The 15,039-nt window shown below is 32.1% G+C and carries 16 protein-coding genes; 3 read left to right on the top strand and 13 right to left on the bottom strand.

What is annotated here, in order from left to right; translation table 11 throughout:
* Nucleotides 1-153: 153 nt before the first annotated feature.
* Complete coding sequence (srtA, locus tag MHI13_RS01945; protein ID WP_017175051.1) at nt 154-759, bottom strand: class A sortase SrtA; 606 nt, start codon at nt 757-759, stop codon at nt 154-156.
* A gap of 148 nt (nt 760-907) precedes the next feature.
* On the opposite strand from srtA, the gene MHI13_RS01940 reads away from it, so the two are divergent.
* Nucleotides 908-1,405, top strand: coding sequence for a GNAT family N-acetyltransferase (locus MHI13_RS01940; protein WP_017175052.1), 498 nt, complete (start codon nt 908-910; stop codon nt 1,403-1,405).
* Between the two features lie 397 nt (nt 1,406-1,802).
* On the opposite strand, the gene sdaAA is transcribed toward MHI13_RS01940, so the two are convergent.
* From sdaAA to pgsB, 10 genes are all read right to left on the bottom strand, one after another.
* Complete coding sequence (sdaAA, locus tag MHI13_RS01930; RefSeq protein ID WP_019835129.1) at nt 1,803-2,705, bottom strand: L-serine ammonia-lyase, iron-sulfur-dependent, subunit alpha; 903 nt, start codon at nt 2,703-2,705, stop codon at nt 1,803-1,805.
* Nucleotides 2,706-2,718: 13 nt separating this feature from the next.
* A complete protein-coding gene (locus MHI13_RS01925) occupies nt 2,719-3,405 on the bottom strand; it encodes a serine dehydratase beta chain (RefSeq protein WP_017175055.1) in 687 nt (228 codons plus the stop codon).
* 2 nt (nt 3,406-3,407) lie between these two features.
* A complete protein-coding gene (locus tag MHI13_RS01920) occupies nt 3,408-4,451 on the bottom strand; it encodes a PTS sugar transporter subunit IIC (protein ID WP_017175056.1) in 1,044 nt (347 codons plus the stop codon).
* A 388-nt stretch (nt 4,452-4,839) separates the two neighbouring features.
* Complete coding sequence (locus tag MHI13_RS01915) at nt 4,840-5,133, bottom strand: hypothetical protein (protein ID WP_019835131.1); 294 nt, start codon at nt 5,131-5,133, stop codon at nt 4,840-4,842.
* Nucleotides 5,134-5,376: 243 nt separating this feature from the next.
* Nucleotides 5,377-6,858, bottom strand: coding sequence for a xylulokinase (xylB, locus tag MHI13_RS01910; protein ID WP_048762243.1), 1,482 nt, complete (start codon nt 6,856-6,858; stop codon nt 5,377-5,379).
* 190 nt (nt 6,859-7,048) lie between these two features.
* Nucleotides 7,049-8,647 (bottom strand): gamma-glutamyltransferase, encoded by a 1,599-nt coding sequence (locus MHI13_RS01905; protein WP_070547869.1) that lies wholly within the window; start codon nt 8,645-8,647, stop codon nt 7,049-7,051.
* Between the two features lies 1 nt (nt 8,648).
* Complete coding sequence (locus MHI13_RS01900) at nt 8,649-8,810, bottom strand: hypothetical protein (protein WP_002488200.1); 162 nt, start codon at nt 8,808-8,810, stop codon at nt 8,649-8,651.
* On the bottom strand, nt 8,800-9,870 hold the full coding sequence (locus tag MHI13_RS01895) for a CapA family protein (protein WP_017175060.1): 1,071 nt from the start codon (nt 9,868-9,870) through the stop codon (nt 8,800-8,802). Before MHI13_RS01895 ends, MHI13_RS01900 begins: the two co-directional genes overlap by 11 nt.
* 23 nt (nt 9,871-9,893) lie before the next feature.
* Nucleotides 9,894-10,346 carry a poly-gamma-glutamate biosynthesis protein PgsC gene (gene pgsC / locus MHI13_RS01890; RefSeq protein WP_017175061.1) on the bottom strand — a complete coding sequence of 151 codons (453 nt, stop codon included), beginning with the start codon at nt 10,344-10,346 and terminating at the stop codon, nt 9,894-9,896.
* 1 nt (nt 10,347) lies between these two features.
* Nucleotides 10,348-11,505 carry a poly-gamma-glutamate synthase PgsB gene (gene pgsB, locus MHI13_RS01885; protein WP_017175062.1) on the bottom strand — a complete coding sequence of 386 codons (1,158 nt, stop codon included), beginning with the start codon at nt 11,503-11,505 and terminating at the stop codon, nt 10,348-10,350.
* A gap of 350 nt (nt 11,506-11,855) precedes the next feature.
* Here pgsB and MHI13_RS01880 point away from each other — a divergent pair, with 350 nt between their 5' ends.
* Nucleotides 11,856-12,161: a hypothetical protein gene (locus MHI13_RS01880; protein ID WP_048762467.1), complete on the top strand. Its 306-nt coding sequence runs from the start codon at nt 11,856-11,858 to the stop codon at nt 12,159-12,161.
* A gap of 281 nt (nt 12,162-12,442) precedes the next feature.
* On the opposite strand, the gene MHI13_RS01875 is transcribed toward MHI13_RS01880, so the two are convergent.
* On the bottom strand, nt 12,443-13,420 hold the full coding sequence (locus MHI13_RS01875) for an alpha/beta hydrolase fold domain-containing protein (RefSeq protein ID WP_048682925.1): 978 nt from the start codon (nt 13,418-13,420) through the stop codon (nt 12,443-12,445).
* A 161-nt stretch (nt 13,421-13,581) separates the two neighbouring features.
* Here MHI13_RS01875 and MHI13_RS01870 point away from each other — a divergent pair, with 161 nt between their 5' ends.
* Entirely contained in the window at nt 13,582-14,544 is a 963-nt protein-coding gene (locus MHI13_RS01870; RefSeq protein WP_017175065.1) for an L-lactate dehydrogenase, read from the top strand.
* Nucleotides 14,545-14,598: 54 nt separating this feature from the next.
* Here MHI13_RS01870 and MHI13_RS01865 read toward each other — a convergent pair whose 3' ends face one another.
* Nucleotides 14,599-14,925: a thioredoxin family protein gene (locus tag MHI13_RS01865; RefSeq protein WP_017175066.1), complete on the bottom strand. Its 327-nt coding sequence runs from the start codon at nt 14,923-14,925 to the stop codon at nt 14,599-14,601.
* Nucleotides 14,926-15,039: the final 114 nt, after the last annotated feature.

Raw genomic sequence — 15,039 nt, 5'->3', positions numbered from 1 at the left:
TTTCATCGTCCATTATATCCACCTTATGATTGGGATTGAAGTCAGTACTTGAAGAGTGAAACTATATTCACATTTAGAAATTACATACAAAGAATAAAATTTTATGCATAAAAACCGCTCATCAATGAGAAGATGAACGGTCAACTAAAATATTTATTTAATTTGTTTAGCTACGAAAATTTTTCTTTTTTCCCAAACGCCTGTTTGTTGATTATAATTATCACACGTTATTAATGTCAGTTGATTAGTTTCCCCTTTATGTTCGTCCAATACTTGAACATCTTCAGGATCTACATCTCGAATGCTTGTCATTTTATATTCTCGAGTTTCATCTCCAACTTTAAAATAAACTTTGCTGCCTTTTTTTGCTGCTTTTAAATTTGTAAATTGGTAATGTGGACGATCAGTAAATGTATGTCCTGCAATAGAAATATTTTGATCATCAAGTGATTCGTCATCTTCTGCAAAACTTACACCTCTATTAAGTTGTTCAGGTGTCGCAGGACCAGGATAAACAGGTTCTTTGATTTCCGCATCGGGTACACTGATATACCCTGCCATTTTCGATTTATCTTTTGGAATCGTAGGTTTTTCTTTTGATGTATTGCTTTTATCATTTTTATCATATTGTTCTATTTTATCGTCATTATCTTTTTCATGTAAGTAATTATCAATATATGGTTTCGCAAATAAATATACTGCTACTAATATCAAAATCACACCAATAATGGTCATGAGTCGATTTGTCCAATTTTTCACTAAGTAGTACTCCTTTAATTTTAAAATTCTTAATTCATAGTATATCATTTATTTTTCTAAATAAAATGTTAGATTATATGACATATATTTGATTTAACTTCATGCAAGTGCTTAAATTAACAATAAATACTATAAGTAGGTGCTTATCATGATTAGAAAAGCAGAACGTAAAGATTTACCTGATATATTAAATATTTATAATGATGCCATACTGAATACAACTGCTGTATATACTTATAATCCACAAAGTCTTGCTGAACGAGAAGCATGGTTCGAAACAAAAGTGCTTGCAAACGAACCTATATTTATATTTGAAATAGATAATAAAGTTGCTGGGTTTGCCACGTATGGTCAATTTAGAAATTGGCCTGCCTATTTATATTCTATTGAGCATTCTATATATGTAAATAAAGACTATCGTGGAAGAGGCGTGGCATCACATTTACTCGAGCATTTAATTGATGATGCTAAACACCGCCAGTATCGCACTATAGTTGCAGGCATAGATGCATCAAATGAAGCAAGTATTAAACTTCATGAAAAATTCAATTTTAAACATGCTGGTACGATTGAAAACGTAGGCTATAAATTTGAACGTTGGCTTGATTTAGCTTTCTATCAATATGATTTAAATACGGATAAATAACTCATAAAAAAATCGAGATCTTGTTATTCACATAACTGTCTCGACTTTTTTGTTTATTCTTCATCTCTAAGGCTATCTATTTTTTCATGTTTTCTATTTTCAAGCATAAAACACACATAGTAAAAAAGAAATACAAACATTATACTCATGGACATTGATTGAAGTAAAAGATTCTCCCAAGTTCCTTCGATCGTCCATACACGCGTTAACGTTGTATTAATGATGAAGGCTAAAAATAAGAGATATAATCTAAGCATATCATCATCCCCTTTTGAGTTATTTTATATCCAAAAGTGAAATATTGCAATTACTTTTTTGAAATTTTCTGATAATTTAAGGCGTAAAAAAACCACTCTTGAATATGTTGTCATTCAAGAATGGTTTAGGATTTTAAATGTTATGAAAAACTATTGACTGGGTCTTCTGCATTACCAAAGATTTTTTGTTTAATGGCTTCTCCTGTTGGTGTACCTGCTAAACCACCTAGTCCAGTTTCTCTAAGTTGTGCAGGTAAGTTTCGCCCTACTTTGTCCATCGCTTCGATGACTTCATCGACTGGAATTCTACTTTTCACACCAGCTAAAGCTAAATCAGCTGAAATTAATGCATTTCCTGAACCAATGGCATTACGCATGACGCATGGAATTTCAACAAGTCCAGCCACTGGGTCACACACAAGGCCTAATAAGTTACTAATAGCTAATGCCATCGCATGACCTGAAGCTTCTGGTTCACCACCAAAGACAGATACTGCAGCTGCTGCTGCCATAGCTGATGCTGAACCTACCTCTGCTTGACAACCTCCCGTTGCTCCAGCAACACTCGCATTATTTGCAACCACACGTCCAAATAATGATGCAACAAATAGAAAATCAATCATTTGATCTTCTGTTAAACCATGTGTTTTTTCTAATTTAAATAATACGCCCGGAATCGTACCGGAGGAACCAGCTGTCGGTGTTGCACAAATAATCCCCATTGCTGCATTGACTTCATTTGTTGCTACAGCGCCTTTAACTGCTTCCATCATTTCATGGCCTGATAAAGCATGATAATTCTCGTTGTAATCACGGATTTTAGCTGCATCATGTCCCGTATAACCTGTGACACTTTCTACCCCATCTCCTGTAGTCCCTTTAACTACAGCATCACGCATGACTTGTAAATTTTCTTTCATTAAATCTCTAACTTCATCACGTGATTGACCTGATAATTCCATTTCTTCTTGAATCATAATATCCGCGAATGACATATTGTTTTCAACAGCATAATCTATAGTTTCTCTAATTGAATCGAACATTTTTAATCCTCCTTTATTTTATATAGGATATATTTAAGTGATTATATTTTTCTTTGATTTGATTTAATGTTGATTCTTTGATTGCTTTTGTTAACGGTAAAACAACTAAACTATTATCATCATCTGTTTCAACCAATTCTTCGTCTATACTTACGCCAAGTTCGTTTACTTCATTTAAGAAATGATTCACTTCCGACTTATTTTTAGATCCATCCATGACTAAAATGGGTAAGCCATGATTAAAGTTAACATCTATACCTTCAACACTAATTCTTCTCAATTTAATGGTACCGCCACCTATAGAATTACCAATCACTTCAATATGACGTCCATTTGCTTCAGCAATTAAATAAGCACAATTTGGATGTTCTCCAATACTTTCTCCATCTTCTTCAATAATGTCAACATGAATACCTAAATCGTTAGCAATAGTTAATGAATCTTTAATTCGATTATCGAACGTACTATAACCCATTGCACCACCTACAATTGCTAAATCTGTACCATGCCCTTGGTGTGTTTTTGCGAATGATTCATAATAATGAATTGCTAATGTTTCTGGTTTAATGCCTCCGAGTACATTAAAAGCAGCATTCCCTATTTTTACTGCTCCAGCTGTATGAGAACTTGAAGGTCCCATCATGACTGGTCCAATAATATCAAACGCACTTTGATAGTCATAACTTTTTTTAGTAGCCATTCTTAAACACTCTCCTTAGGTTGTTTTTGTTTAGATGGTAATTTGATAGATAAATCCATGAGATTGAATTTTTTAATCAATGTACTGATCACGAACGCCAAAATGATACTTGAAATTGCTACAGCAATGATTGTAATTACTGCTTTCATAGGTGTATTAAAGCCAAACAATACAATTGCACCAGCAATTGGTGTAGCCATACCTTTTACATTTATTACTAGTCCACTAAATGTTACAATACATGCATTTACTACACCAATCAAGGCATTTGTTCCATATAATTGTAATGGATATTTAGCAATTAAATCAATTTGAGTGAGCGGTTCAACAAAAACTGCAAATGCTTTAGATGGACCACCAATGTTTAATCTACTAAACATCACGTAGTTAACAAATGAAGCGCCTGTACAAGTTAATGCACCGATTGCCATTGGTACACCTGTTAAACCTAATAAGCTTGTCAGTACCATTGAACTTAATGGTGTCATACCTGTAACTGGAATGACTAATCCAAGTATCACTGCTAAAGCGTATGGATGACTATCTCCTACAGCAGTAATTGCACCACCAATTTGTTGCAATACAGCCATTACTCCTGGGCTAATGACTGTTGCTAAGCCAAATGCAACAGCTGGAGCAATTAAAATAACTGCAATTAAGTCTAAACCTTCTGGTACTTTTTTCTCAATAAATTTAATACCAAATGAAATAATATACGCTGCAATAAATGCTGGTAATAATTTAAAATCATGTAATACTAAACCAACGATAACTGCAAATACTGGTGAAATACCTAAATTAACACATGTCAAAATTCCTACTGCAACGCCAGCTAAACTCCCTGCTAAATCTCCAATCACTTGGAAGAAGTGAATATGGAAAACGCCACCTATCGCATAACTTAAGAATGCCTGTGGCAAGAAAGTTGCACACGCTGCTCCCGACAGTGCTTGTAATCCTTGTTTCCCATATGGTGCAAAGTTTAAGAAAAGTGTCATTACAATTAATACTAATACAAGAGTCCCAACGCCTAAAATAATATTCATTTCCCGATAACCTCTTTCTCTCTAATTTCCTAGCCAATGTCATAGTACACCCCTTGGAAAACGTTTTCAACACCTAATACAGTAAATCTAAAATTTATTTGTGAAATAATTCACATTTTAAGTATTTTAACGAATTTAATTTTCATGTAAAAAAAATTAGACGCAAAATATTAATTTTGTTCATAAAAAAACAGTAGAAACGAGAAATATACTCACTTCTACTGAAAAAGATGTTTATAAATACACTCAGTTATAATACATCTTTTAGTAATATGAATGTTCACCACTTGATTGAATTTTATCAATTATTTATTGTTTTCTTACTCACTCTATTTCTTAATGGGGTGGATCTCTTATACACACAAACATACTTAACTATATCGTTTTACTATTCTAAAACGTTAGAATAAGTTGTTATATTTTGCGTATCGATGAGTGTATACATGATATAAAATAACTCATGAAAATTATTGAAAAAAAGTTGAAAGGATAGAAATGGCGTTTCTAAACATGCATACTTATTATAAATTGTACGAATGTATACATAGTATTCTAGTAATAATCGTTTAAATAATAAATTTAGGAAAAGATTCATAGAGGGTTTTAAATCATTGGAATTTAAATAAAGCGTCTCAATCATATTTACGTGTGATAGTTGATCAATGAAATGAGTATTGTTCATAACTATCACTCCTTTCCATACTTAACAGATAATGTTATTTGGAATGAGGAATTTATATATATTATTTAATATCTATATTAGGTTTTTGTCAATATATTTATTAAAAAATATAATATTTTAATTATAATAAGGGATATTAATGGGAATTTACTATTAAAAAGTAGGGACATAAAAACGATATCTGTCCCTACTTTATCATCTGATTCTTCGAGTTTCTTTCTAAATAATCATGTGCTAAACACTTTAAACCTTTAATAATGCTTCTGTAAGTTGATGTGTATGTTGATAGATTTGTTTATAAATATTGTAATAAGATTCATATTGTTGATGTCGTTGCAAATTTGGTTCATATATATGTTCAACGTCTATAAATTGCGCTACACAGTCATCAAAAGAATCAAACCATTGTAATCCATACGCCGCAATCATTGCTGCCCCCATACTTGGTCCTTCTTCATGCTTCAATTTACGTATAGATGCATTAAAAATATCAGCTTGCATTTGAAGCCAAAATTCACTTTTTGCTCCTCCACCAATTGAAGTAATATGTGTAATTTCTTTTCCCGCTTCTCGCATCAATTGAATTGAATCATATAAAGAAAAGGTAATACCTTCTAGTACCGCTCGTGCAAAGTCTGATTTAGAATGGTTACCGCTAATGCCAATGAAACTTCCTCGAATAAATGCATCGCCATGTGGTGTACGCTCACCAGCTAGGTAAGGTGCAAATAATAAACGATTTGCACCTATTGAAGAGGTACTCGCTTGTTTAACAATTTCATCAAACGTATCGTTCTCAAAAAATGTTCTCTTTAACCAATTAAGACTATATCCTGCAGCCAGCGTTACTCCCATTGCATAATATGTATTTGGAACACTATGATCAAAAAAATGTATATTATTTTTATAGTGCGTTTGATTACTTTTTTCTACGTTTACGATTACACCAGAAGTACCAATACTACATAATGTATCATTATCATTGATTATACCTGCACCAATTGCACCACAAGCATTATCTCCACCCCCAGCAAATACTTTTACCGAAGATGTAAAACCCAGTTCACTCACTAAGGGTTCTTGAATAGTTCCAACTTCGTCTGTGGATTTCACAAGTGAGGGATAAACATCTCCTATATCAAATGTATCTCCAACTTCTTTTGACCAATCATGCGTTTCTGGATTAAGAAGGAGCGTACTTGCAGCGTCAGAATATTCCATGTGAATCTTACCTGTTAAACGATAACGTACATAATCTTTAGGAAGAACGAACACATCTACTTTCTTCCATAGTTCAGGTTCATGAGTACTTACCCACATCATCTTAGGAAGTGTAAAACCCTCAAGAATCGGATTTCCATTTAATCGCTCTCCATAAACCGATCTAATTTGCTTACATTGTTCTGAATTACGTGTATCATTCCAAAGAATAGCATGTCGTACAGGGTGACCTTCTTTATCTAAAGCTACTAGCCCATGCATTTGCCCTGAGAATGAGATACCCTTCACTTTATATAATTTCATTTCATCAGAATGATTTAACTGATATATGCCTGTTTTAACTGCATTAAACCATTCCTCTGGATCTTGTTCACTATATCCAGGTTGGGATTGTATTAAATTTAAAGGCACACTTGTTGAAGTAATCACATGGCCTGATTGATTTACCGCAATAATTTTAACTGCGCTAGTTCCAAGATCAATACCTAATACTGCTTCTTTCATACGACTCACCCTTTATATCACTATTCATATAATTATATTAATGACAATTTATTATTTTTATATTTTCTATTATATATAAATTAAATTTAGCTATCTATGTATTTATGATAGCGTTTTAAATAATTATTTCAATACTTATTTTAAGTAAATAAAAAAAGGACAAAAACCGATTGATTTTTGTCCCTTTTTATTATCTGTTTCCTACATCTTGTCCAACTTCCACTGTTCTATCTTGCTTGTTATAAACCGCACCTTGAACACTACCAAAGTTAGGATCGTTACGTTTTTCTTCTACACCAAAACCTAGACTTTTGAAAATATTGACATCATTATCATCCATAGCATTTTCATAGAAGATTGTTCCACCATCATTATAAAAACGTGGCTTATTAATAGATTCTTGTAACGTCCCATTTCCTCTTAAATAATCTACAATGACTTCATTAAGAATCGTTGGAATTTTATTTCCTCCAGGCGAACCAATACCCATATAGAAGTCGGGTCCAACAATAATAGTAGGTGACGTATAAGAACGTGGTGCTTTATGTTTCTCACCATAGTTTGGACTGTTTGGATCTGTTGAAAAGTTTGTTAGCGAGTTGTTCATGTAAAAACCTTCTTTAACATATTTACCTGTTCCAAAGAAGCTTGATAATGTATTTGTAGTACTTGCTAACTTACCGTTCTTATCAATCACTACAAAGTGCGTTGTACTTGTGTTATCAATACGTTGTGTATTGAAGTCACTACCTTGTTCGTCAAAATTGATACCGTTAATCTTATCTAATAAATAATCTTGAGACAAGTACGTATTGCTACTAGATTCTTTGCCATTAACAATATCTCTATTTCGATACATAATATCACGAGATTTGACAATCCCTGTAATATAATCTGTACGATCATTTGCAGAATTTACGCTTTCATCAATCTTCAAACCTTGTTCCATTAAGATTCCACCTAATGGGTTAGATGCAGCATAAACAGTATTGTTTAAATATTTTGTACTAATAGGTTTCTTTTCTTCTGTCTTTACTTGTTTAAAATCCTCTTCAGTGAGTTGATTTTTTAATTGTTTAGATATACTTTTTCCAATATGATTATAAAAATAATCCGGTCCTTTATCTCGAATTTTCTTTAAAGTATTTGCTAAAGCAGGTTGTTTTACAATTGCACCTTCACGAACTGTACGCTTGCCTTTAAAGAAGGGAGAGTTTCGATCAATGTCAGAACCAAATAATTTCAAGCTACGTTCTAACTCTGAATCTACTTCAAAGCCATCTTCAGCTAATGGAATGACATAGTTTAAGATTTTTTTCTCATCCATTTTACCTTCTTTTTCATGCATATCATGTAAACCGCGTACAAAACCAGGTGTCCCTATTTTATCTCCCTTTTTGTAATTAAATGAAGATGTTGTTTTATATTCATACATGCGAGGTTCTTCACCATTTTTACCATCGTAGGTAAGTGTAGCGCCGCCACCACCTAATCCAGATGAATGAGGTTCTGTTACTGCAAGCGCGTATGCGACACCTTCCGCTGCGTCAACTGCATTACCACCATCTTCAATAATTTTATTACCTACACGTGTTGCGATCGCATTGTTTGAAGCGACACCATACGTTTTTTGCTCATCAGAGGTTGCTGATTTACGGTTAGCAATCTTGTTTTCATATAGATCATCTTTATCAAGTTTATCTTCTTTATTAAAAAAATAAAATATAAATGAGATTAAAATTGTAATCACTAAAATGACTGATAGTGTCACTTTATTATAGATATTCATACTACTTGGCCCCTTTAGATAAATATTGCTCCGTGGCTTTATTTAATTCATTTTTTTCGTAATTATCGAGACCTTCATTTGCTCTAGCAAATGTAACCATTAATAAAATAGCAATAATAATGAGTGTTGTAACAATAGGTAACCAATGTTGTTTAATATTCAAAAGAATACCCCCCATTCTTTTCTTTCAGATGAATTGTTTTATCTTTAATATTATTGTAATAACGTTGTGACTCCATACTATTCATATGATCTTTTGTTAATTTTCCATCTGCAGAGCGAACAGGTGTAATTTGAAATTGATGATGCTGACCATCCCAATCATGTTGAACCACTATACTTTTTTGATTTTTTGATAGAAAATCAGCAGAGGTTAAATTTCCTAAACTATAAAAAATACTAGCATGTTTATATTTCTCAATACTTTGTATAACTGTATTATGGCCAATGATTACATCTGCACCTGCATCAACTAATGCATGGGCATAAGCTTTTTGGCGATCTGTTACATTACGTTCGTTAGGAATCCCCCAATCTACGTTCACAACTACAAGATCATTGTTTTCCTTTAAGTTTTTAATTAATGGTACAAAAATTTTGGGATCTAAGCTAATAGATGTCGTATTTTTTAAAGGATCTTCATAATACGATTCAATATCTGTGAACGAAACATTAGCGACTTTTTTATTTTTAACTTTTTGTTGCACTGTTTTACTATTAATTGGATTCGAACCATTTCCAGTTAAAAAATTATAATCTGTTTGTGCTTCAACTTTTTTGGATAAATCTTGTGCTTGTACATTATCTATAGTGCTATTAATTAAATTGATACTTTTAATATTTTGTTTTTTTAAAAACATAATGTTTTCTATGTTTTTGTTTATATTTTCTTTAGGATTTTTAGAAAATTGGTTCACATATAAAGAAGCTGTGGAAAAATCACTTTGTTGTAATGGCTGTCTTAAACTTTTAAAAACATCATTTAAATTGACTTTTCTGATGTCATTATTCAAAGTGATATTTCCTAAATATGTATTTCTAATACTATTACCCGAATGTGGCATCGCCTCTACAGGTTCAACTTTAACAGCTCGAATAGCAAAAATTAGAAGTACTACTGTGATAACTAAGACAATAAACGTATACAAAAAGTTTCTTCGTTTATGTCGTTTCGATTGCTTAAGTAACCATTCGCTCGCTGATAATCGTTTTTTCTTTTTCATTATTATGCGCTCCTCGCTCGCGATTAATTAATAAAGCTATATAAGAACAAGATGACATAAGTAATACATGTTAATAACATTGTCGTAGCTAATGTAATTACAACACCTTGTTTTTGAATGGTATTGGCAATAATACCAGGAATAACAACTCCGATACCTGAAACCTCTACAACTTCAAATGGAGTGAGTGGATAAATTAAATCAAAAACAAATTTTAGAACCATACCAGTTAAAATCATCGCTGCAAATTTACGTCTACCATAAAGAATGACCCATCTACTAATACCAAACGTAACAATAAAATAAGTGAGACAACTAATGACCAACACAGATAGTAACATAATGGGTTGATCAAAAATAAGTGCTAAATAACCAGGTACAACAAGACCTGCGGGATTAATCCCAAATTTTTCTGCAAAAATTAAACTTAATACAATACCAACAAATAGGGAAAAGTATAATTCCGAACCTATCATTTTATTCTATCCCTTCTATAAATTCTGCTATTTTTCCACCTGGACCATGAATATTTCCAACACAAAATATGAGTGCCTGATGTGATTCACTAAGAATCGCTTTTTCTATATCTGAAAAATCATGATTTTCAAGGTTTATGTATGTTTTTTCAGGTAGATGTTGCATTAAATCTGTAACCATTTGCGTGCTTTTTCCTGTACAAATTAAGGTATCGAATTCGACGTCCTCAATAAAATTCTCAACGAACTGTCGCGTTCGATCCACCCTGTCAGAACGACAGTTAAGAATCACTACTTTTTTTGTATAAGGATAATCGTATGATTCTACTTTATTTAATATCGCTTTCGTAGACTGAGGCTCATTAGCAGCAAACGCATTAACAAATACATTTTTTGTGTTATTTGCATTAAAATATTTAATTTCAACCGCTCCTGGATCAGGAGGTGCATTTAACATGCCGCGCAGTGCAACGTCTTTTTCAACTCCTACAGCTTGCGCTACACCTAAAGCGATAGCGACATTATCAGGAAATACTAAATAATTAAATTTCCTTAAGTATGATTCAGGTATATCATTTTTATCTACAACAATAAGTTCAGTTTTACGTTTTTTAGCTTCCTTAGCAAAAAAGTCTGTAAACTCATCCTTCATGACTACTAATTTTCCATTTCGGGGAATCGTTGCAGTAAATGCTTGAGCAATATCTTGAAGTGTCGGCCCTAATACGTCCATATGGTCTTCCATAACATTGACAATGACACCAATATTCGCTTTTACTAAATCTTCTTGAAAGACAATTTGATAATCTGGATTCACTGCCATACATTCATTAACAAGCGCATTGCCTTTTTGCTTAACTACTTTTTGCACAATGTCTCTTTGTTCTCCTATGTTGGCGCCTTGCGGTTTTCTAAGGACAGGATATTCTTTCTCTGTAAACCAATACAACATTCTGGCATCAGTGCCTGTTGTTTTACCAATGACATGATATTGATCTTCTCGCAAAATACTATAAATCATTCTTGTAATAGTTGATTTACCACGAATACCATTAATATTTATTCGTAGAGGAATCTTATTTAAACGGTGTGTATGTCGCTTTTTCTCTCTAATTCCTAGAAATAATATCAAAGCGATACAAATGATAATGAGAATCAAACTGAAGTCCCTCTCTTTAAACATATTTTTTCTTTCATTTAATATTATCTTAATGAATGCGTTAAACACTTTAATAAGGGTATGCTATCATCTTAATATTTAGTCAGTTTTAAAAATGTAAATATTCAGTTAAAAATAGTATAAAATTATAAAAAAGTTAATAGAATATCAATATTTTCTCGAATAAATTATTGATTATTTCAAATTAATATCGACAAATTTAATTACCTTACATTTATTAATAGTAAATCGATAAATATTTACTTCTTATTTACATTTACTTAAAACTCTCATGTTAGTTTATAAGTAAACATTGCTATGACTCTAGGAGGACATAAATGGATAAATCTATGGCTAAACCTGTTAAAATTGCAGTTGGCATTTATCTTTCTTTAGTTTTACTGGCTTGTTCTAGTTATCTCATCTTTATTTTGATTGGCAGTCTACAAGGAAATGACATGAGTAATTCTGTATTAGATACTGATCATCGTTATATCAACAACAGTTCTCAATCTTCTCACGAGACAATCAATAAAAACAAATCACCACATTCGACTTCAAATTTTACTGAAATAGAAAAAGAAGATGCCCTATCTTCACATAACGATACTATTAATACTGAATATAAAGAAACAGATACTAACTCTAGAGAATAATACAAGTTAGTATCTGTTTTTATGTTTATATAAAATGCGAATTAATATGTTACTTACTGCTAGACTATTAATAAGTGACATGTTTTTATTGAATTTTGCTGAAATTTTACAACCTAAACATTCGATTTTCAATGCATTTCAAATTCTTAGAATGATATTCATTTTACTCATTATTTTATTATTATCTTTTTAAAAAAACAGCCTAGTCATATGTGCTATCATAGATGTTTTATTCTTTATTCGAGTGCTTTTAAAAATAACACCAATGTTCAAACTAGTATTTAATCTTTTCCCATTATATTTTTCAGTTGTGTAAAGAACTTTTGACGTTCTGGTAATGGGAAAATAGGATAAATATGGAATAAGTTATAACCAGGTGTAAAATCATGTTCAATTCCTTTATCATTTAACATTTTAGAGAGCTTTAATGCATCTGGATATAACGTTTCTTTTGTGCCTATAAAAATAGATATACGACCAAGACCCTCTAAATCTCCGTTAATTGGCGATATTTTATAGTCTTCTATTGGCGTATCACCAGACCATAATTGAATGAAATATTTACTTCCTTCAATTCCTAGCATAGGATCTACTTTTTCATATTTTTTAGCTTCAGGATTACTAAATGTTGCATCAAGAACTGGAGACAGCATCACAATATGTCCTGGTTGTGGTAATTGTGTTTCTTTTTTAAGATATTGTGCAAATGATAAAGCGATTTGACCGCCTGCTGAATCTCCCATTATCGTCATATGTTGCGGATTTTCAACTTCCAATATTTCTTTTTGATAAATATTTTTTAGTAATTCAAATGTTGTTCGATAGTCTCTGTGAGGTACTTTAGGATAAACAGGCATAATCACTCGTGCATCCAATTCTCCTGCAAGTTGATCAATAAAATCAAAATGATTATCTAATGGATCTTGGAACCAAGCACCACCATGAATGTAAAGCACAACATCTTGATGAGGTTCTCTTTTATCATTAACAATATATGTGACAGATCCATTAATACTTCTAGTATGCGCACGATGTTTAAATTCATAATCCGTCCCATCATATTTACCAGCTGTTAAAGGTTTAACTTCCTCTAATGCTTTTTTAGCATCATTCGTATTTTCAAATGTTTTTTTCATTCCAGACATACGAATATATTTTTCAGTAATAAAGCTTTGATAACTGCGTTTTTCTTTTACTTTAATGTAAGCTAAAGTTCCAAGAATTGCAGATGTCGCTACGGTTAATAATCGTTTTTTCATCTTTTGACCTCCTATACTCTATATTATTATATACCTCAGAGTCGTTATATTTTAGTAAATCGCTTATTCAACTTTTAAATATTTAAAAAAGTAGTGATAAGTGCTATTCTAAATATAATTATCAGAATTTTTATTCTATTTTAGAAAGTAGGTTATGCTGAATGAAAAGAAATAAAATTGTGCTGATTGGTAGTGGATTCGTAGGTTCTGCGTTTGCACATGCAGTTGTAGCTAAAGGACTAGTCGATGAACTAGCTATTATTGATATTGATGAAGATAAAGCAAAAGCAGATGTATGGGATTTAAATCATGCTACACCTTTTGGTGATAAGTTTGTAGATGTACATCTTGGTTCGTATAGTGATTGTAGTGATGCTGATATCGTCGTGATCTGTGCAAGTGCAAAATTAGATAAAGGTGACACACGTTTAAAATTATTAGAAGATAATGTGAATATCTTTGTGCCTATGATTCAAAAAGTCATTGCTCATGGTTTCGATGGTTATTTTGTACTTCCATCTAATCCAGTCGATATTATGAGTTATGTTATAAAACGTGTGTCTCAATTTCCTAAGAATAAAATTATTGGATCAGGAACTTCATTAGATACAGCTCGCTTCGAATTTTTCTTAAGTCGCACGTTTGATGTGGCACCACAAAATGTCTATGCGCCTGTTATTGGCGAACACGGCGATTCTCAAGTAGCTGTTTGGTCTCATGCTCAAATTGCCGGTGAACCTGTCCTTGATTTACTGAATAAAGGAGTAGACCAAACCACGTTCAAACAATCTATCGCTTCGCAAACCACTCAAGTGGGATATGATATTTACGTTCGAAAAGGTACTACAAACTTTGGTATATCATTAAGTTTAGTACGTATTGTAGAAGCTATTTTATTTAATAAAAATGTGATTATGAATGTTTCAAGTTATCTTGAAGGTGAATATGGACTAAATGACCTTTATATTGGAACGCCAACAGTGATTAACGGTAATGGTGCTGATCGTGTCATTGAACTGAAATTGGAAGAAGATGAACTTACTCGTTTCAAACAATCAAGTCATATTATTTTAGAGCATCAACAACGTGCTGATGCTCTCATTGAATCAATTTTAAATAAATAGTAATAAAAGAGCCTAAACACAACAATTCATTTATCGTGTTTAGGCTTTCTTAACTTATTTTAAACTCTCATGCATTAAACTTAATTGGTGCTCAAAATCTTGCATATCAATAAAACGCGCTTGTCGATGCATTTCTTTTCCGTCCAAAAATATTAAATCCACTGGAACAGTAAATATAGATAGTTCTCCCGCAATAGCTTCTACATTAGATTGATTGATAACAGCAAAATGGACTTTAGAATAATCATTGACGATATCTTCAATTTGTGGCAATACCGCATGACATACTGAACAATGATTCCGCATAACATGAATCACTACTAATCGATGCGTTTGAATAAATTGATGAAATTGTTCAATACTTTCAATATTTTTAGTCATATTTTCACCTACTTATTTAATTTAACGGTCTCGTTCTCTTATACATACTTATTTTACGATGTTACACTTATTTTTTCATCTAAATCCTCTTGTTAAATACGTTCAACAATAGTT

Source organism: Staphylococcus sp. FSL K6-0223, from assembly GCF_038008285.1.
Note: the sequence above shows the minus strand (reverse complement) of the source record. Positions and strands in the feature narration are given on the sequence as shown.

Excerpts from the sequence above, each read along its gene's own strand:
- xylB (WP_048762243.1), bottom strand. The coding sequence starts at position 6,858 with ATGAAAGAAGCAGTATTAGGTATTGATCTTGGAACTAGCGCAGTTAAA.
- MHI13_RS01870 (WP_017175065.1), top strand. The coding sequence starts at position 13,582 with ATGAAAAGAAATAAAATTGTGCTGATTGGTAGTGGATTCGTAGGTTCT.
- MHI13_RS01925 (WP_017175055.1), bottom strand. The coding sequence starts at position 3,405 with ATGGCTACTAAAAAAAGTTATGACTATCAAAGTGCGTTTGATATTATT.
- MHI13_RS01865 (WP_017175066.1), bottom strand. The coding sequence starts at position 14,925 with ATGACTAAAAATATTGAAAGTATTGAACAATTTCATCAATTTATTCAA.
- MHI13_RS01880 (WP_048762467.1), top strand. The coding sequence starts at position 11,856 with ATGGCTAAACCTGTTAAAATTGCAGTTGGCATTTATCTTTCTTTAGTT.
- MHI13_RS01920 (WP_017175056.1), bottom strand. The coding sequence starts at position 4,451 with ATGAATATTATTTTAGGCGTTGGGACTCTTGTATTAGTATTAATTGTA.
- MHI13_RS01875 (WP_048682925.1), bottom strand. The coding sequence starts at position 13,420 with ATGAAAAAACGATTATTAACCGTAGCGACATCTGCAATTCTTGGAACT.
- MHI13_RS01915 (WP_019835131.1), bottom strand. The coding sequence starts at position 5,133 with ATGAACAATACTCATTTCATTGATCAACTATCACACGTAAATATGATT.
- MHI13_RS01895 (WP_017175060.1), bottom strand. The coding sequence starts at position 9,870 with ATGAAAAAGAAAAAACGATTATCAGCGAGCGAATGGTTACTTAAGCAA.
- sdaAA (WP_019835129.1), bottom strand. The coding sequence starts at position 2,705 with ATGTTCGATTCAATTAGAGAAACTATAGATTATGCTGTTGAAAACAAT.
- MHI13_RS01905 (WP_070547869.1), bottom strand. The coding sequence starts at position 8,647 with ATGAATATCTATAATAAAGTGACACTATCAGTCATTTTAGTGATTACA.
- pgsC (WP_017175061.1), bottom strand. The coding sequence starts at position 10,346 with ATGATAGGTTCGGAATTATACTTTTCCCTATTTGTTGGTATTGTATTA.
- MHI13_RS01940 (WP_017175052.1), top strand. The coding sequence starts at position 908 with ATGATTAGAAAAGCAGAACGTAAAGATTTACCTGATATATTAAATATT.